Source organism: Acuticoccus kandeliae (genome assembly GCF_003073115.1).
This window is the reverse complement of the sequence record NZ_QBBV01000002.1, coordinates 558,062-574,656: the sequence shown is the minus strand read 5'-3', so window position 1 is coordinate 574,656 and position 16,595 is coordinate 558,062. Positions and strand designations below refer to the sequence as shown.

21 protein-coding genes are annotated in these 16,595 nt (G+C 68.6%); 19 read left to right on the top strand and 2 right to left on the bottom strand.

Translation table 11 applies throughout. The features are described 5' to 3' along the window. Nucleotides 1-235: 235 nt before the first annotated feature. The 4 genes from DBV35_RS15355 to rnd are packed head-to-tail and all read left to right on the top strand — an operon-like array spanning nt 236 to nt 6,234. Nucleotides 236-2,011: an N-acetylglutaminylglutamine amidotransferase gene (locus tag DBV35_RS15355; RefSeq protein WP_108661194.1), complete on the top strand. Its 1,776-nt coding sequence runs from the start codon at nt 236-238 to the stop codon at nt 2,009-2,011. Nucleotides 2,012-2,029: 18 nt separating this feature from the next. Continuing rightward, nucleotides 2,030-3,811: an N-acetylglutaminylglutamine synthetase gene (gene ngg / locus DBV35_RS15350; protein WP_170134951.1), complete on the top strand. Its 1,782-nt coding sequence runs from the start codon at nt 2,030-2,032 to the stop codon at nt 3,809-3,811. After that, nucleotides 3,799-4,950, top strand: a complete 1,152-nt coding sequence (locus DBV35_RS15345; RefSeq protein ID WP_108661192.1) for an osmoprotectant NAGGN system M42 family peptidase — start codon at nt 3,799-3,801, stop codon at nt 4,948-4,950. The genes ngg and DBV35_RS15345 overlap by 13 nt, the downstream gene beginning before the upstream one ends. 18 nt (nt 4,951-4,968) lie before the next feature. Further along, nucleotides 4,969-6,234 carry a ribonuclease D gene (gene rnd / locus DBV35_RS15340; protein ID WP_108661191.1) on the top strand — a complete coding sequence of 422 codons (1,266 nt, stop codon included), beginning with the start codon at nt 4,969-4,971 and terminating at the stop codon, nt 6,232-6,234. 87 nt (nt 6,235-6,321) lie between these two features. On the opposite strand, the gene gpt is transcribed toward rnd, so the two are convergent. Beyond that, entirely contained in the window at nt 6,322-6,822 is a 501-nt protein-coding gene (gene gpt, locus DBV35_RS15335; protein WP_108661190.1) for a xanthine phosphoribosyltransferase, read from the bottom strand. Between the two features lie 27 nt (nt 6,823-6,849). Continuing rightward, on the bottom strand, nt 6,850-7,185 hold the full coding sequence (locus tag DBV35_RS15330; RefSeq protein WP_157961779.1) for a DUF5330 domain-containing protein: 336 nt from the start codon (nt 7,183-7,185) through the stop codon (nt 6,850-6,852). A 241-nt stretch (nt 7,186-7,426) separates the two neighbouring features. On the opposite strand from DBV35_RS15330, the gene DBV35_RS15325 reads away from it, so the two are divergent. The 15 genes from DBV35_RS15325 to DBV35_RS15260 all read left to right on the top strand — a co-directional run bounded on the left by DBV35_RS15325 (nt 7,427) and on the right by DBV35_RS15260 (nt 16,561). Then, nucleotides 7,427-8,047 carry a peptidoglycan-binding domain-containing protein gene (locus DBV35_RS15325; RefSeq protein ID WP_157961778.1) on the top strand — a complete coding sequence of 207 codons (621 nt, stop codon included), beginning with the start codon at nt 7,427-7,429 and terminating at the stop codon, nt 8,045-8,047. Between the two features lie 75 nt (nt 8,048-8,122). Next, on the top strand, nt 8,123-8,431 hold the full coding sequence (locus DBV35_RS15320) for a DUF1491 family protein (RefSeq protein WP_205648695.1): 309 nt from the start codon (nt 8,123-8,125) through the stop codon (nt 8,429-8,431). Next, complete coding sequence (locus tag DBV35_RS15315; protein WP_108661186.1) at nt 8,424-8,897, top strand: YcgN family cysteine cluster protein; 474 nt, start codon at nt 8,424-8,426, stop codon at nt 8,895-8,897. Before DBV35_RS15320 ends, DBV35_RS15315 begins: the two co-directional genes overlap by 8 nt. Nucleotides 8,898-9,300: 403 nt before the next feature. Continuing rightward, entirely contained in the window at nt 9,301-9,657 is a 357-nt protein-coding gene (locus DBV35_RS15310; RefSeq protein WP_108661185.1) for a hypothetical protein, read from the top strand. Nucleotides 9,658-9,764: 107 nt separating this feature from the next. Beyond that, nucleotides 9,765-11,012: a DNA-packaging protein gene (locus tag DBV35_RS15305; protein WP_108661961.1), complete on the top strand. Its 1,248-nt coding sequence runs from the start codon at nt 9,765-9,767 to the stop codon at nt 11,010-11,012. A gap of 60 nt (nt 11,013-11,072) precedes the next feature. Beyond that, nucleotides 11,073-12,230 (top strand): phage portal protein, encoded by a 1,158-nt coding sequence (locus DBV35_RS15300; protein ID WP_108661184.1) that lies wholly within the window; start codon nt 11,073-11,075, stop codon nt 12,228-12,230. Further along, on the top strand, nt 12,230-12,415 hold the full coding sequence (locus tag DBV35_RS15295; protein WP_108661183.1) for a hypothetical protein: 186 nt from the start codon (nt 12,230-12,232) through the stop codon (nt 12,413-12,415). The genes DBV35_RS15300 and DBV35_RS15295 overlap by 1 nt, the downstream gene beginning before the upstream one ends. Beyond that, entirely contained in the window at nt 12,415-12,591 is a 177-nt protein-coding gene (locus DBV35_RS30260; protein ID WP_157961777.1) for a hypothetical protein, read from the top strand. The genes DBV35_RS15295 and DBV35_RS30260 overlap by 1 nt, the downstream gene beginning before the upstream one ends. Then, nucleotides 12,591-13,154, top strand: a complete 564-nt coding sequence (locus DBV35_RS15290) for an HK97 family phage prohead protease (RefSeq protein ID WP_108661182.1) — start codon at nt 12,591-12,593, stop codon at nt 13,152-13,154. Before DBV35_RS30260 ends, DBV35_RS15290 begins: the two co-directional genes overlap by 1 nt. A gap of 16 nt (nt 13,155-13,170) precedes the next feature. Then, nucleotides 13,171-14,385: a phage major capsid protein gene (locus tag DBV35_RS15285; RefSeq protein ID WP_245943962.1), complete on the top strand. Its 1,215-nt coding sequence runs from the start codon at nt 13,171-13,173 to the stop codon at nt 14,383-14,385. A 105-nt stretch (nt 14,386-14,490) separates the two neighbouring features. Further along, on the top strand, nt 14,491-15,063 hold the full coding sequence (locus DBV35_RS15280) for a head-tail connector protein (RefSeq protein ID WP_157961776.1): 573 nt from the start codon (nt 14,491-14,493) through the stop codon (nt 15,061-15,063). Continuing rightward, complete coding sequence (locus DBV35_RS15275; protein WP_108661179.1) at nt 15,060-15,386, top strand: phage head closure protein; 327 nt, start codon at nt 15,060-15,062, stop codon at nt 15,384-15,386. The genes DBV35_RS15280 and DBV35_RS15275 overlap by 4 nt, the downstream gene beginning before the upstream one ends. Then, nucleotides 15,383-15,790 (top strand): DUF3168 domain-containing protein, encoded by a 408-nt coding sequence (locus tag DBV35_RS15270; RefSeq protein ID WP_108661178.1) that lies wholly within the window; start codon nt 15,383-15,385, stop codon nt 15,788-15,790. The genes DBV35_RS15275 and DBV35_RS15270 overlap by 4 nt, the downstream gene beginning before the upstream one ends. A 19-nt stretch (nt 15,791-15,809) precedes the next feature. Next, nucleotides 15,810-16,223 (top strand): phage major tail protein, TP901-1 family, encoded by a 414-nt coding sequence (locus DBV35_RS15265; protein WP_108661177.1) that lies wholly within the window; start codon nt 15,810-15,812, stop codon nt 16,221-16,223. Beyond that, nucleotides 16,220-16,561 carry a gene transfer agent family protein gene (locus DBV35_RS15260; RefSeq protein ID WP_211099988.1) on the top strand — a complete coding sequence of 114 codons (342 nt, stop codon included), beginning with the start codon at nt 16,220-16,222 and terminating at the stop codon, nt 16,559-16,561. Before DBV35_RS15265 ends, DBV35_RS15260 begins: the two co-directional genes overlap by 4 nt. Nucleotides 16,562-16,595: the final 34 nt, after the last annotated feature.

Genomic DNA, 16,595 nt, shown 5'->3' with positions numbered 1-16,595 from the left:
GATGCATGGTTGATCTGAAAGGTCGCGTGAGAACAGGGACTTAGAGGAGCTCATCGGCAGCCCGGACGGGGCGGGCCGGTGGAGCGGGAGGCAGCCAAGCCGTCGGCCGAGGTGGATGTTCGGCCGCTGAGACCTACTCTTTTAGGAGCGCCTGCGCGCCTTCGTCTCACCCGGTGGTCCATCGGGCGGGCGATGGCGCGTGGGTTTCGTTGAATAAAAAGGAGGTTTGCAGCCTATGTGCGGAATTTGCGGGGAAGTGACGTTCGACGGCTCATCGGCGTCGGTGCGGGCGGTGGCCGCGATGGCCGACGCGATGGCGCCGCGGGGACCGGACGGAGCGGGCATTCTCGCGCGCGACAGGGTCGCCTTCGGCCATCGCCGGCTGACGATCATCGACCTGTCGACCCGATCCGCCCAGCCGATGACGGACCCCGAGCTTGGCCTGTCGATCGTCTTCAATGGCTGCATCTACAATTATCCGGAGCTGCGCCAGGAGCTTCAGGGGAAGGGCTACCGGTTCTTCTCGTCGGGTGACACCGAAGTCATCCTGAAGGCCTATCATGCGTGGGGCACGGAGTGCGTGAAGCGCTTCCACGGCATGTTCGCCTTCGTGATCCACGAGCGCGACAGCCAGCGTGTGGTGATGGCGCGCGACCGGTTCGGCATCAAGCCGTTCTATCTCGCCGAAACGAAGGGGCGGATCCGCTTCGCCTCATCGCTCCAGGCGATCCTCGCGGCCGGGGATGTCGACACCTCGATCGATCCCGTCGCGCTCCACCACTACATGTCTTTCCACGCCGTGGTGCCGCCGCCGCGCACGATCCTGTCTGGCGTGCGCAAGCTGCCGCCGGCGACAGTGCGCGTGATCGAGCCGGACGGGCGCTCGCGCGAAGAGGTCTATTGGCGCGTCAGCTATGAGCGGACGGCCGAGGATCTCGCGACGTCAGGCGAGGTGTGGCGCGACCGCGTCCTCGAGGCGCTGCGCCTTTCGGTGAGCCGGCGCATGGTGGCGGACGTGCCGGTCGGCGTGCTCCTGTCGGGCGGCGTCGATTCCTCCGTGATCGTCTCCCTTCTCGCCGAGGCGGGGCAGACCGGGCTCCAGACCTTCTCGATCGGCTTCGAGGACGCGCACGGCGAGGTCGGCAACGAGTATCAATATTCCGACCTCATCGCCGAGCGGTTCGGGACCGACCATCACAAGATCTTCATCCCGTCGACGGAGATGATCGACTCGATGCCGGCGACGGTCGCGGCGATGCCCGAGCCGATGGTCTCCTACGACAATGTCGGCTTCTTCCTCCTGTCGCGGGAGGTGTCGAAGCACATCAAGGTCGTGCAGTCCGGCCAGGGGGCGGACGAGGTGTTCGGCGGCTATCATTGGTATCCGCCGATGGCGTCCGCGAACGACCCGCTCGACGCCTATCGCCGCGCCTTCTTCGACCGGACGAACGAGCGGATGGCGGCGGAGATCTCGCCGGCCTATCGCGCCGACCACGATGCGAGCCTCGAATTCGTGCGCGACCATTTCGAGCTGCCGGGGGCGGACGATCCGGTCGACAAGGCGCTGCGGATCGATTCCACCGTGATGCTGGTGGACGACCCGGTGAAGCGCGTCGACGCGATGACGATGGCCTGGGGCCTCGAGGCGCGCGTGCCCTTCCTCGACCACGAGCTTTGTGAGCTCGCGGCGCGCATTCCGCCCGAGCACAAGTTGAAGGATGGCGGCAAAGGTGTTCTGAAGGACGTGGCGCGTCTCCTCGTCCCGCACGAGGTGATCGACCGGAAGAAGGGGTATTTTCCGGTCCCGGCGCTCAAATACATCTCCGGGCCCGTGCTCGACATGGTGCGGGACGTCCTGGGGGCGTCGGCGGCGAAGGATCGGGGGCTCTTCACGCAGAGCTATCTCGACACCCTGTTTGCCGATCCGCCTGCGCACATCACGCCGCTCCGTGGATCGGAGTTATGGCAGGTGGCGTTGTTGGAGATGTGGTTGCAGTCCCATCGGATCTAAGGGGGACCGATGTCGAACATGAGCGAAGCGGGAGCCGACGTGAGGGAAGCAGACGTTCCAGCGCAGGAGAGCGCGGCCGAAGGGTCGCGCGTCACGGTCAAGCCGCTGAATGTCGGGCTCGATTGCGGTTGGGGGACGCTGCATTTCGCGGACACCTATGAGAGCTCCGAGGCGCTCGCGGATGCGATGCGCTCGGAGGGACCGGGGCGTCGCGACATCGCGTTCTATGTCGAGGAGCCGCACGTCATGCTCTCGGCGGCGCCGCTCGAGCTGTTCCTCGATCCGAGCCACGCCTTCCGGCTCGATCTCGAGGCGTACGAGCCGTCGGCCGACAAGCCGCGCGGGTTCGTCGTGCGTCGCCTCACCAACGAGGAGGACGCCGAGGCGGTGAACCGCATCTATGCCTCGCGGGGCATGGTGGCGGTGCGGCCGGACTTCTTCTGGCGCCGGCGCGACAGCCGGGCCTTTATCTATCTCGTCGCCGAGGACGAGGTGACGGGCGCGATCATCGGGACCGTGACCGGCATCGACCATGCGCGCGCGTTCGGCGATCCGAACCGGGGCACCTCGCTCTGGTGCCTCGCGGTCGACCCGCAGACGCGCCATTCGGGTGTCGGCGAGGCGCTTGTGCGGCGCCTGGCCGATCTCTTCAAGACGCGCGGGTGCCGGACGCTGGACCTTTCGGTGCTGCACGACAACGACCTTGCGATCCAGCTTTACGAGAAGCTCGGCTTCGAGCGGCTCGCGGTCTACACGCTGAAGCGGAAGAACCCGATCAACGAGCGCCTCTTCGCGGGGCCTGCGCCTGAGGTGGGGCTGAACCCCTATGCGCGCATCATCGTGGAGGAGGCGCGGCGGCGCGGGATCGATGTCGAGATCATCGACGCCGAGAACGGCTATTTCCGCCTGACCTATGGCGGACGGTCGCTGCGCTGCCGCGAATCGCTGTCGGAGATGACGAGCGCGGTCGCGATGTCGATCTGCGATGACAAGGCGGTGACGCGCAGCATCGTGGAGCGCGCCGGGATCGCGGTGCCGGACGAGATCGAGGCGTCGACGGCCGAGGAGGCGCGGGCGCTGTTCGAGCGGCACGAGCGCATCGTGCTGAAGCCAGCGCGGGGCGAGCAGGGTCGCGGAATATCGGTTGGCCTTGCCGCGGACGACGACGTGGAGGCCGCATTTGCCCGCGCGCGCGAGGTGTGCGAGCGAGTTCTCGTGGAGGAATTCGTCGAGGGCGATGACCTGAGGCTCGTTGTGATCGATCATCGGGTGGTTGCGGCGGCGGTGCGCAAGGCCGCGCGTGTGTTCGGAGACGGGAAGACGACCGTGAGGGCGCTCATCGAACGGCAGAGCCGGCGGCGGTCGGCGGCGACAGGCGGGGAGGCCTCTATTCCGATGGACGCCGAGACGGACCGTTGCCTGCGTCTGCAGGGCTTCGACATGGAGAGCGTTCCGGAGGACGGGCGCGAGGTGCAGGTGCGCCGCACGGCGAACCTTCACACCGGCGGCACGATCCACGATGTGACGGACCATGTGCATCCGGCGCTGGTGGACGCGGCGGTGCGTGTTTCGCGCGCGATCGACATTCCGGTCGTGGGCGTCGACCTGATGGTCCCGTCCCATCGGGAGTCGCGCTATCGCTTCATCGAGGCGAATGAGCGGCCGGGGCTTGCGAACCACGAGCCGCAGCCGACGGCCGAGCGCTTCATCGACCTCCTGTTCCCGCTGTCGGTGCCGCACGCGGTGCGCCAGGCGGCGCTTCAGGGGGTAGGCGAGACGGGGTCCACGTGCCCCGCCTGAACATCGACACCGTCTATATGAAGGACACGTTGGCGGAGCTTTTGTCTATCGCTTCGCCGACGGGCTACACCGACACCATCGTTCGCGCGGCGGTGGGGGAGTTGCGCCGGCTCGGCGTCGAGATGGAGATCACCCGGCGCGGGGCGATCCGCGCGCGCCTGCCGGGGGCGAGCCCCAAGGGCGCGCGGGCGATGATCGCCCACCTCGACACGATCGGCGCGCAGGTGAAATATCTGAAGTCGAACGGGCGGTTGGAGCTCGTCTCGGTCGGGCACTGGTCGGCGCGTTTCGCCGAAGGGGCGCGGGCGACGGTCTTCACCGACAAGGGCGCCTATCGCGGGACGATCCTGCCCTTGAAGGCGTCCGGCCACACCTTCAACGAGGAGATCGACACGCAGCCGGTCGGCTGGACGAATGTCGAGATGCGCGTCGACGCGATGCTGAAGGACGACGAGGATCTGCGGCGCCTCGGCTTCGCGATCGGCGATCTCGTCGCGATCGACCCGCAGCCGGAGTTCATGGACAACGATTTCATCGTGTCGCGCCATCTCGACGACAAGGCCGGGGTGGCGATCCTGTTCGCGACCATCGAGGCGCTCTTGCGGGAGAAGGCGGAGCTTCCGGTCGACCTCTTCTTCCTCTTCTCGATCGCGGAGGAGGTGGGGATCGGCGGGGCGTCGGTGCTGACCGACGACATCGCCTCCATGATCACGATCGACAACGGAACCACCGCGCCCGGACAGGCGAGCGCGGAGTTCGGCGTCACGGTCGGGATGGCCGATCAGTCCGGTCCATTTGATTGGCATCTCACGCAGAAACTCGTGAGGTTGTGCGAAGAGAACGAGATCCGGTATCAGAAGGATGTCTTCCGCTATTATCGGTCCGATAGTGCGGCGGCATTGCAGGCGGGCCATGACGTTCGCACGGCGCTCATCACGTTCGGGGTGGATTCCTCACACGGATATGAACGCGTGCATCTTCATGCCCTCCGATCGATCGCGGAATTGTTGACGGCGTATGCGGTGAGCCCGGTGGAGATCCAGAGAGACCGGGAGGCCATGGGGCCGATCGCCGGTTTCCCGACCCAGCCGATGGAGGATGCGGATGTGTTCCCGCGTCCTGGGAAGCCGCAATTGTAGGGGCGCAGACAGAGGGCGATGGAAATCATTCGGACGACGGACGCGCTGGCTGAGTTGTGCGCGCGTCTATCTTCGGCACCGTTCGTGACGGTGGACACCGAGTTCATGCGTGAGACGACCTTCTGGCCGAAGCTGTGCCTCGTTCAGGTCGCATCCATGGACGAGGCGGCGATCATCGATCCCATGGAGGACGGCCTGTCGCTGGGGCCGCTCTTCGAGCTGATGGGCAACGATGGGGTCGTGAAGGTGTTCCATGCCGCGCGGCAGGACATCGAGATCTTCCACCATCTGAGCGGCGACGTGCCGACGCCGATCTTCGACACGCAGGTCGCGGCGATGGTGTGCGGCTTCGGCGACAGCATCGCCTATGACCAGATCGTGCAGCGGGTGACGGGGAGCGTGGTCGACAAGTCGTCCCGCTTCACGAACTGGGCCGAGCGGCCGCTGACGGATGCGCAGCTGACCTATGCGCTCGCGGACGTGACGCACCTGCGCTCGGTCTATATGCACCTGCGCGACACGCTCGAGGAGAAGGGGCGCTCGGAGTGGGTGGCGGAGGAGATGGCGCTCGTTGCCTCGGCCGAGACCTATGACCTCCAGCCCGAGGACGCGTGGAAGCGGCTGAAGGCGCGGGCGCGCCAGCCGGTGGAGCTCGCCGTGCTCCAGGAGATGGCGGCGCTGCGCGAGCGCGAGGCGCGCGAGCGGGACGTGCCGCGCAACCGCGTGATGAAGGACGACGTGATCTACGAGATCGCGCTCCAGCGGCCGCGCTCGCCCGAAGCGCTCGCCAAGCTGCGTGCCGTCGGCAAGGGGTTCGAGCGTTCGCGGCTCGGCCAGGCCTCAGTCGCGGTGGTGAACGAGGTGCTGGGGCGTCCGTCCGAGCAGCTTCCGTCGCTGCCCAAGCGCAAGCCGAGCATCGAGGGGGCGAACTCTGCCGTCGAGTTGATGAAGGTGCTCCTGAAGCTGTGCGCCGAAGCGAACGGGGTCGCGCCGAAGGTGGTGGCGACCGTCGACGAGCTGGAGGCGATCGTCGCCGGGCACGACGCGCCGGCGCTGCATGGCTGGCGCAAGGCCGTGTTCGGGGAGGCGGCGCTGCGGCTGCGCGCGGGCGATATCGCCATCGCGTTCGACGGGCGCGGGCTGAAGACGATCGAGTGCGACCGGCCGGTCAATCCGATGCCGGTGAATGGCGGACGGACCCGCCGGCGCCGCAAGCGCGGCGCGGGCGAGGACGGTGCGGTCGCGGGACGGCCCTCCGAAGAGGCGACGTCCGGCTCGGCCTGACGGGTTCGGGCGAGGCCGCGGTCAGGGCACGTCCCGCTCAAGTGGAATCATTTGAGCGGGATACGTGCTTGCGATCCGTGAGATGCTTTATCCGCGGCCGCCGCGAATCGGGGGCTGGAACGAGTAGCCGAGATCCCACGGGAAATAGATCCAGGTGTCCTGGCTGACCTCGGTGACGAAGGTGTCGACGAGGGGGCGGCCCTTGGGCTTGGCGTAGACCGTCGCGAAATGGGCGCCGGGGAGCTTGTCGCGCACGAGCTTCGCGGTTTTGCCCGTGTCGACGAGATCGTCGACGATGAGGAGCTTCGAGCGGTCGGCCTCGACGAGGTTCGGGGCGACGTCCTTCACGACATCCAGCGTCTCGAGCTGCTTGAAGTCGCCGTAGGAGACGATCGAGATCGTGTCGATCACGCGTACGCCGAGCTCGCGTGCGACGATCGCGGCGGGCACGAGGCCGCCGCGGGTGATGCAGACGATCGATTCGAAGGGGCCGAACCCGTTCAGCCGCCACGCGAGGGCGCGGCAGTCGCGGTGGAACTGGTCCCACGAGACCGGGAACGCTTTTTCGGGAAGTTTCTGCTCAGTCATGGCGTCCGCGTGGTTTGATCGGGACGCCTAGATTGGCTGATCTTCGTTGTGCCCGGCAATCGCGTTGTGCGGCATGTCCCCTTTTCCGGCGGTCGTGGGGGAGAGCGCACGGTCCTCGGCGGTGAGCGGGGAGCCGCGGGTCGCGCTTTCGGTGAGGTTGGCGATCGTCTCGCCGACGAGCTGGCCGGTCACGCGCAGAAGCTCCATCCCCTGCCGGCAGGTGTCCGGGCGGCGGTCGCAGAAGGTGCGGGCATCCTCGATCGCCGCGCCGACGACCTGGCCGAACTGCGTGTTCGAGGCGAACACCGGGCTGAGGAGGGTGAGGACGAGGGCGAGCGCGACGAGCTTGAACAACATAGACATGAGCTGACGGTCCGATGGTTTTTCGGGCGCAGGATAGACGCGTCCGGTAACGGTCAGGTTGGCGTCACTGATTGCATTGCACAGGCTCGGGTGAGGGGGCGTTTAACACCCTTTTCACAGGTTTTTGGCAACGTCCGCTCAGGAGGTGCCCGCTGTGCGACTGATAGAACACATCGATCGTTTGCCGATTGAGGATTGGGCAGCCGCCGTCGGCCGGACCATGAGGCGCGGACGGCGCCGGGTGGCCCGGCGCAAGGGCGCGACAATCGCCTCCGTGGCCGGGGTGCTCCTCCTCGTCGTGGTGGGGAGCAACGCGCTCTGGCAGCAGGATGAGAAACATCCCGCCCCGATGTGGGGGATGAGCGAGGGGGCGCAGTCCTTCTCCTCCCACGGATCGGACGGGGTGCGCGAGATCGTGCTCGAGACCGACGACTCGGAGCGGGACCCGCTCGTGGAGAGCGTGCAGGCCGGGCTCTCGGTCGCGGGCTATTATGACGGGCCGGTCACGGGCGTTCTCGACGACGACACGGCCGACGCGATCCGCGCCTTCGAGCGGGACCGCGGGCTGCCGGAGACGGGCGAGCCGAATGTCGCGATCGTCGCCGAGGTGAGCAACGCGCCTGCGCGTCCCGTCGCCGCAGCGCCGGTGCGGGTCGCGCCGCATGAATCGGCGGCCGCCCAGATGGACATCGTGCAGGTGCAAACCCTCTTGAATCAAAAGGGGTTCGGGCCGGTGTCGGTGGATGGGAAGATGGGGCCGCAGACGCGCGCCGCGCTCTCCCGCTTCTCCGCGACGCGCGGTCTCTCCTCGCAGGGGATGACGCCTGAGGTGCTGCGGGCGCTTGCCGCCGACGGCGTGTGATCCCACCTTCGCCTTGTGGCGGATTATAGATATGACGATCGGGACGAGCCGGGCTTCGCACCACGGTTGAAATCCGTGGTGTGGGTCACGGCCTATGTCCGGCGCTGTTCGAGCGCGGGCGCCTTCGCCGCGATCTCGCGCAAGGGCGACGAGAGCGCGGGCGCGATCTTCATCGAATGCCTTCACAAGGACGGGACGGACCTCTTCGGTCCCCGCACCCGCGAGGACGGCAGCCGCGGCTTCGAGAAGGTGCTAGGGAGTGCGACGAATGTCGACGTGGCTGACCGCCTGGAGCGGGAGTCGCGGTTCGACAGCGACCTCTGGGTCGTCACGGTCGAGGATCGTGACGGCCGGCATTTTCTGACGGCCGACGAATATGAGTGAACCCTTCTGGCGCACCAAATCTCTCGAGGAGATGAACCCCGAGGAGTGGGAGTCGCTGTGCGACGGGTGCGGCCGGTGCTGCCTCAACAAGATCGAGTATGCCGACACGGGCGAGCTCGCCTGGACGGACATCGCCTGCACCTTGCTCGATCATGGCACGTGCCAGTGCCGCAACTATCATCGCCGCACCGAGATCGTGCCGAACTGCGTGCCGCTGACGCCGGCGACGGTGCGCGAATTGACGTGGCTCCCGCCGAGCTGCGCCTATCGCCTGGTGCGGGACGGGCGCGATCTCTTCTGGTGGCATCCGCTGAAATCGGGTGATCCGAACACCGTGCACGAGGCCGGGATCTCGGTTCGGGGGCGTGTGATCTCGGAAGACGGGGTCGATGTCGACGACTACGAGGAGCGGATCGTGGAGTGGCCCGACGACCTGGGTGACGTGGCGGACAAAACTAAAGGTTGACAACGTCACGCTGCTAAGGTATAGGTTGGGCATCGTCGGAGAGTTGGGTAGCGCCAGGGTGGCTTTTGGGGGCCGGCTGGAGGCGACCGGAAGGATGGCGATCCCTGATCCACCGGGACTGGGTCGGGGTTTCCTGAAGCGATTGAGAGGTAAGTTGGGACTGGGGTGAGCGGTTCGATTGGCGACTGACGCTGTGTCCGCGCCGCTCATTGGTGTTTCTCGCTTCTTGCGCCGCCCTCGGGCGGCGCTTTTTTTGTGCCCGATTCTGGGACCGCCAGCCGCATCGACGTGTCTTCGGCGGGGCGCTTCGCGCGCTCCGGACGGGACGGGTGCGTCCTGCGCCGGGGACGGTGCGGGGTGGATGGTGCCTCGCGCGGCGGGCGGCGGTGCGACGGAGGGGGTGATGGTCGAGATTGCGATGCCGGCGGATTTGAGCCGGGAGGGACTCGTGCGCCGCCTCTTTGCGGCCTTCGCGATGCAGGTGAAGGACATCGAGGCGCGGATCGCTGGCGAGGGGGGCGAGATCGTCGAGGACACGAAGATCCTGACGGGTCTGGCGCGGACCTTGGAGACGCTGATTTCGCTGGACAGCAAGGTGGCCGGCGACGGGGCGGGCGATGGGCCCGATATTTACGGGATGCGGGCCGAGCTTGCGGCGCGGCTTGCGCGGTTGAATGCGGCTGCGGCGCCGAAGGCGAAGGCGAAGGCGCGGCGCGGGAGCAAGGCGCCGGCGCGGGGCGCGCCCAAAGGGGCCGAATGAGCGGGGCCGCGGTGCGGCGGGCTTCGGCCTATCAATTGCGGCGCTCGCTTGTCGCATGCCTGAAGCGGGGGAATGCGGAGGCGTTTCTGGCTTCGCTCGCGCCGGAGATGGCGGAGGTGCTGCTCGCCGACTGGGCGGTCTGGGCGCGGCGGGAGCAGCTTCCGCCGGACACCGCCTGGACGACGTGGCTGATTCTGGGGGGGCGCGGGGCCGGCAAGACGCGGGCGGGCGCGGAATGGGTGCGGGGCGTCGCGCTGGGGCGTGCGCCGTTCGCGAGTGTGCCGCATGGGCGGATCGCGCTTGTCGGGGAAACGCTCGCCGATGCGCGCGAGGTGATGGTCGAGGGCGTCTCCGGGATCCTGGCGGTCTCGACGCGGGGGGACCGGCCGCAATGGCAGCCATCGCGGCGGCGGCTCGAGTGGGCGAACGGGGCGGTGGCGCAGCTTTTCTCCGCCGCCGATCCTGAAAGTTTGCGCGGGCCACAATTTGCGGCGGCGTGGAGTGACGAGCTTGCGAAGTGGCCCTCGCCCGATGCGACGTGGGACATGTTGCAGTTCGCGCTGCGGCTCGGCGAGCGGCCGCGCCAGGTGGTGACGACGACGCCGCGGCCGGTGCCGCTCCTGCGCCGCCTGATGGCGGACGGGCGCACGGCGCTGACGCGGATGTCGACGGTCGAGAATGCGGTGAACCTTGCGCCGGGCTTCTTCGAGAGCGTGGTGGCCCGCTACCAGGGGACGCGGCTCGGGCGGCAAGAGCTCGATGGCGAGATTTTGGAAGACCGGGACGACGCGCTCTGGAGCCGCGACGAGATCGAGCGGGGGCGCGTCGCGGCGATGCCGGAGATGCGGCGGATCGTGGTGGCGATCGACCCGCCGGCGACGAGCGGGGCGCGGTCGGCCTCGTGCGGGATTGTGGCGGCGGGGCTTGCGGCGGACGGGCGGGCCTATGTGCTCGCGGACCGGACGATCGAGCGGGCGAGCCCGAAGGCTTGGGCCGAGCGGGCTCTGTCGCTCTATCACACGCTCGGTGCGGACCGGCTCGTCGCGGAGGTGAACCAGGGCGGCGAGATGGTCGAGACGATCATCCGCGAGGCGGACCCGACGGTGCCGGTGGTGCCGGTGCGGGCGAGCCGGGGGAAGTGGGTGCGGGCCGAGCCGGTGGCGCTTCTTTATGCGCAGGGGCGGGTCAGCCACGTCGGGCTGATGGCCGAGCTCGAGGACCAGATGTGCAATTTTGTGCCGGCGGGGACGGCGGACGGCGTCTCGCCGGACCGGATCGACGCGCTCGTCTGGGCGCTGACGGTCCTCATGCTGGAAGGCGGGGCCGCGCCACCTCGGTTGCGGCGGTTGGGATGAGGGAGGCTTCGGCCTCCCTTTTTTGTTTCGGGGACGGGCTCGGCCCGCGGAAAGGTTGCGATGGGCATCTTTGGCAGGCGCGAGGAGAAAGCCTCGCGCACCGGCCGCGTCATGAGTCTGGAACAGCTCGGGCGGCCGATCTGGACACCGCGCGACTATGGCTCGCTGGCGCAGGAAGGCTTCGCGCGCAATCCGGTGGTCTTCCGCGCGGTGCGGATGATCGCGGAGGCGGCGGCCTCGGCTCCCTTCCTCCTCTATGAGGGGGAGCGGGAGGTGGAAGACCACCCGCTGCTGGCGCTGCTGACGCGACCGAACCCGGCGCAGTCGGGCGTGGCGCTTCTGGAGACGGTGTACGGGCACCTGATGGTGGCCGGGAACGCCTACCTGGAGGCGGTGACGATCGACGCCGCGCCGCGCGAGATCTTCGCGCTGCGGCCGGACCGGATGAAGGTGGTGCCGGGGCCGGACGGGTGGCCGGCGGGCTTCGAATATGGGGCGGGGTCGCGCACGGTGCGCTTCCGCCAGGAGGGGACGCCGCAGCCGGTGCTCCACCTCTCCCTCTTCCATCCGCTGAACGATCATTACGGGTTCGCGCCGATCGAGGCGGCGCAGACGAGCCTCGACATCCACAACGCCGCCGGGGCGTGGGCGAAGGCGCTGCTCGACAACGGGGCGCGGCCCTCGGGCGCGCTCGTCTACAAGGCGGAGGGGCACCTTTCGGACGATCAGTTCGACCGGCTGAAGGTGGAGCTCGAGGAGAATTATTCCGGCGCGCGCAATGCCGGACGGCCGCTCCTTCTGGAGGGCGGGCTCGACTGGAAGACGATGGCGATGAGCCCGCGCGACATGGATTTCATCGAGGCGAAGAACCTCGCGGCGCGGGAGATCGCGCTCGCCTTCGGCGTGCCGCCGATGCTGCTCGGGATACCGGGCGACAACACCTATTCGAACTATCGCGAGGCGAACCGGGCGTTCTGGCGGCAGACGGTGCTGCCGCTCGTGAACCGGACGTGCCAGGCGATCGGCAACTGGCTGGGGCCCGCCTGGGGCGAGGGGCTGCGGCTTTCCTACGACGCCGACCAGATCGAGGCGCTTTCGCTGGAGCGCGAGGCGCTGTGGGATCGCGTCGCGGCGGCCGACTTCCTGACGCGCGACGAGAAGCGGGCGGCGGTCGGGTACGGCATCGAGGAGGGCGGCGCCGACGCCGCGTCCGCCTGATGGACCCGGTCACGCAGTCGATCGTGGATCGTGGGGACCTTGCGCATCTGGCGCTCTTTCTCTGGGCGAGCGCGGCCTCCGGGCTGCTCGCCTGGACGACGCGGGAGCTCGCCCGCTCGAACCGGCGCTTCTGCGACTTCGTCGCCGCGATCGCCAAGTTGAACTCGATCTTTGGACAATCCTGATGGTTGAGATGATGCGGCGGATCGCGGCGCCGGTCGTGCGCCTGTCGACGGTGCGCGAGGTCGGCCATGGCGAAGTGTTCGACGCGTTCGCCGACAATCTGGCGGGCGTGCTCGTCGAGCGGCGGGCGCGGGACGAGCCGCGCGTGGTGAGCCTTCGGGCGCGGGGGGCGCGGTGATGGGGCCGGCTCCGGAGCGCAAATTCGCCGACCGCCTGTCCTCCATCGATGCCGACGGGCGCTTCTGCGGCTACGCCTCGCTGTTTCACCGGGTCGACCTTTCCGACGATGTCGTGATGCCGGGGGCGTTCGCGGCGACGTTGCGGCGGAAGGGCCCGGACGGGATCGGGATGTTCCTGGAGCACGATCCCGGCGCGCCGATCGGGGTGTGGAGCGTGCTCGAGGAGGACGCGCGCGGGCTCTGGGTCGAGGGGCGGCTTGCCTCCGGCGGCGGGGCGGCGCGGGCGGCGGCGCTGATGCGGGCGGGGCGGCTCGACGGGCTGTCGATCGGCTTTCGCACGGTGCGGTCCGAGCATGACCGGGGGGCGGGCGCGCGCCGCCTCTATGAGATCGATCTTTGGGAGGTGTCGGTGGTGGCGTCGCCGATGTTGCCCGAGGCGAGGGCGCGAGCGGCCGGGGCCGGGCGCGTCGAGATGGAGCGCGAGGCTCCCGGCACTGCCGCGGCCGCGGGGCTGATCGCCCGAATGCGCGAGACCGCGGCCCTTCTTCGTCAAACGAGGTGATGGAATGGACAACGAGATGGTTGCGCCCGAAACGAAAGCCGAGATGGGCCGGGCGTTCACGGATTTCATGAGCGCCTTCGAGGTGTTCCGCGAGACGAACGATCGCCGTCTCGGCGAACTCGAGCAGAAGACGAGCGTCGACGTGGTGGTGAGCGACAAGCTCGCCCGTGTCGAGGCGGCGCTCGATGCGAACCAGCGCCGCATGGATGAGCTGGTGCTGAAGGGGCGCCGTCCGGCGCTTGGCGGTGTGGCGGCCGAGCGCGGGCGTCCGGCCGGGTTCGACCTTTACATGCGCTCCGGCGATGCGACCCAGCTCGAGGCGAAGGCGCTGACGGCGGCGGCGGACACGACTGGCTTCAACGTGCCGGTCGAGGTGGAGAGCGAGGTGCTGCGGCGTCTGGCGCAGGTCTCGCCGATCCGCGGCATCGCGACGGTGCGCCAGGTGTCCGGCGCGAGCTTCCGCAAGCCGGTCATCGCCGGCGGCCCGGCCTTCGGCGGCTGGGTGAGCGAGGGGGCTTCGCGCACCGAGACGGATGCCGAGTTCACCACGCTCGACTTCCACACGATGGAGCTCTACGCGATGCCGGCCGCGACGTCGGCCCTTCTCGACGACACCGCCGTCAACATGGACGAGTGGCTGGCGGACGAGATCGAGACGGTGTTCGCCGAGCAGGAGACGAAGGCGTTCGTCTCGGGGTCGGGTTCCGGCCAGCCGACGGGCTTCACCACCTACGACACGGTCGCGGATGCGAGCTGGGAGTGGGGCAAGATCGGGCGCGTCAACACCGGCGTGTCGGGTGCGTTCCCGGCGTCGAACCCCGGTGATGTGCTGATCGACCTCGTCTATGCGCTGAAGTCGGGCTACCGGCAGAACGCGCACTTCGTGATGAACCGGCGCACCCAGGCCGCGATCCGCAAGTTGAAGGATGGCGAGGGCAACTACCTCTGGGCCCCGCCCTCGACGGCCGGGATGCGCGCTTCGCTCCTGAACTTCCCCGTGGTGGAAGCGGAGGACATGCCGGACATGTCGGGCAATCCGGTGGATGTCGACAACAACGCGATCGCGTTCGGCGACTTCCGCCGCGGCTATCTCGTGGTCGACCGCCAGGGGCTGCGCATCCTGCGCGATCCGTATTCCTCCAAGCCCTACGTGCTCTTCTACACGACGAAGCGCGTGGGCGGCGGCGTGCAGGATTTCGAGGCGATCAAGCTTCTGCAGTTCGCGGCGTAGGCGGGCGCCGCGGGACGCGGCGCGCGAGGAGAGATGGAACGGGCCGGCCTTGCGCCGGCCCGTTCGCGTTTGGCCCGACGGGTCCTCACACAGACAGGTGGAATGATGGTGGCGATCCTAGTGACTCCGCCCGCCGCTGAGCCCGTGACGCGGGACGAGGCGAAGGCGCACGCGCGCGTGACCGGCGCCTCCGACGACGCGCAGATCGATGCGCTGGTGACGGCGGCACGGATCGACATCGAGAACCGGACGGGACGCGCCCTTGTCACCCAGGGGTGGCGGATCGTGCGCGACGGGGCGCCGAAGGGCGGGATCATCCGCCTCGGCCCGGCGCCGATCCAGAGCGTCGACGCCGTGACCGTCTATGGCGATGACGGGATGCCGGTGCTGGTGTCGTCCGCCGAGTATGAGGTGGATCTTTATTCCGCGCCCGGACGGTTGCGGCTCGCCTCGGGGCGCTTCTGGGGCGCGCGGGCGATGAACGGGATCGAGGTCGACGTGACCGCCGGCTACGGCGATCCGGACGACGTGCCGGGGCCGCTGAAGCAGGCGATCCTGATGCTCGTCGCCTACTGGTACGAGCAGCGCGAGGCGGCGCTGGTCGGTGCGGTGTCGGATTTCGTCGCGTGCGGGATCACGACGCTGACCGCGCCCTACCGGATGCCGAGGCTCGCATGATGCCGCGGATCGGGGAGTTGCGGCGGCGGATCGCGATCGAGACGGCGAGCGACGTCGCGGACGGGGCCGGCGGATCGGTGCGGTCCTGGACGCCGGCGGGGACGGTGCATGGGCGGATCGAGCCGCGCCGGCGCGCGGAGCGGGTGGAGAATGGGCGCCTCTCGGGGCTCGTCACCCATCGCGTGACGCTGAGGGCCGGGGCGACGGTGACGGGCGGGGCGCGGCTCGTCGCGGACGGGGTGCGCTATCGCGTGCTCGTCGTGGAGGACCACGACCCGCAGCGGCGCTTCATCGACTGCCTTTGCGAGGAGGAGCAGGCATGAGCGAGGCTCGGCATGTGCTTCTCGGCGCGATCTATGACGCGATCACCGGGGATGCGGAGTTCGGCGCGCTGCTCGCCGGAGCGAAGGTCTATGACGCCGTGCCGCGCGGGGCGGATCATCCCTTTGTGGTGATCGGCGCGGTGACGAGCCGCGCGCTCGACGGGGACGATGTGCCCGTGGTCGAGCACCGGGTGGAGCTTTTCGTCCATTCGGCGGCGTCGGGGCAGGGGGAGGCCTCGTCCATCGCGGACGGTGTGCGGGGGCTTCTCGATGGGGCCTCGCCGACGCTGGAGGGGCAGCGCCTCGTCTCGCTGCGGCATCTCGAGACCGGTGTGAGCGCGACGCGGGACGGGCGCGGGTATCGCGCGCGGCTGCGCTTCCGCGCCCTGACCGAAGCCATTTGAACCCACGAAGGAGAGCGCAATGGGCGCGCAGAAGGGCAAGGACCTGCTCTTGAAGGTCGACGAGACGGGGTCGGGTTCGTTCGTGACGGTGGCGGGCCTGCGCTCGCGGCGGATCTCGTTCGGGGCGGACACGGTGGACGTGACCGACCAGGAATCCGCCGGGCAATGGCGCGAGCTTCTCGGCGGGGCGGGCGTGCGGCGGGCGAACCTTGCCGGCTCCGGCATCTTCAAGGATGCGGGGTCGGACGGGACGGTGCGGACGATCTTCTTCACCGGCGCGGTGCGGGACTGGCAGGTGATCGTGCCGGATTTCGGCACCATCGCCGGGCCGTTCCAGGTGACGGCGCTCGAATATGGCGGCACGCATGATGGCGAGATCGTCTACGAGATCGCCATGGAATCGGCCGGCGAAATCACGTTCGAGGCGGCTTGACCATGGCCAATCCCTATCGTGGCGAGGTGGACGCGATCCTCGACGGCAAGCGCTGGACGCTGTGCCTGACGCTTGGGGCGATCGCGGAGCTGGAGCGGGCCTTCCAGGTCGAGGACATGACGGCGCTCGTGGAGCGGTTCGCGGGGGGCAAGCTCTCCGCGCGCGATGCGACGCGGATCATCGGGGCGGGGCTGCGCGGTGCGGGGCATCCGATCGAGGATGACCAGGTCTCGCGCATGATGGCCGATGGCGGGGCGGTCGGCTTCGCCGGGATCGTGACGGAGCTGCTGGTCGCGACCTTCGGCACCGCCGAGGGGGAGGGCGCCGACCCTTCTTGATGACGGCCGCGCGTGGAGCGCGGCCGTTTCCGTG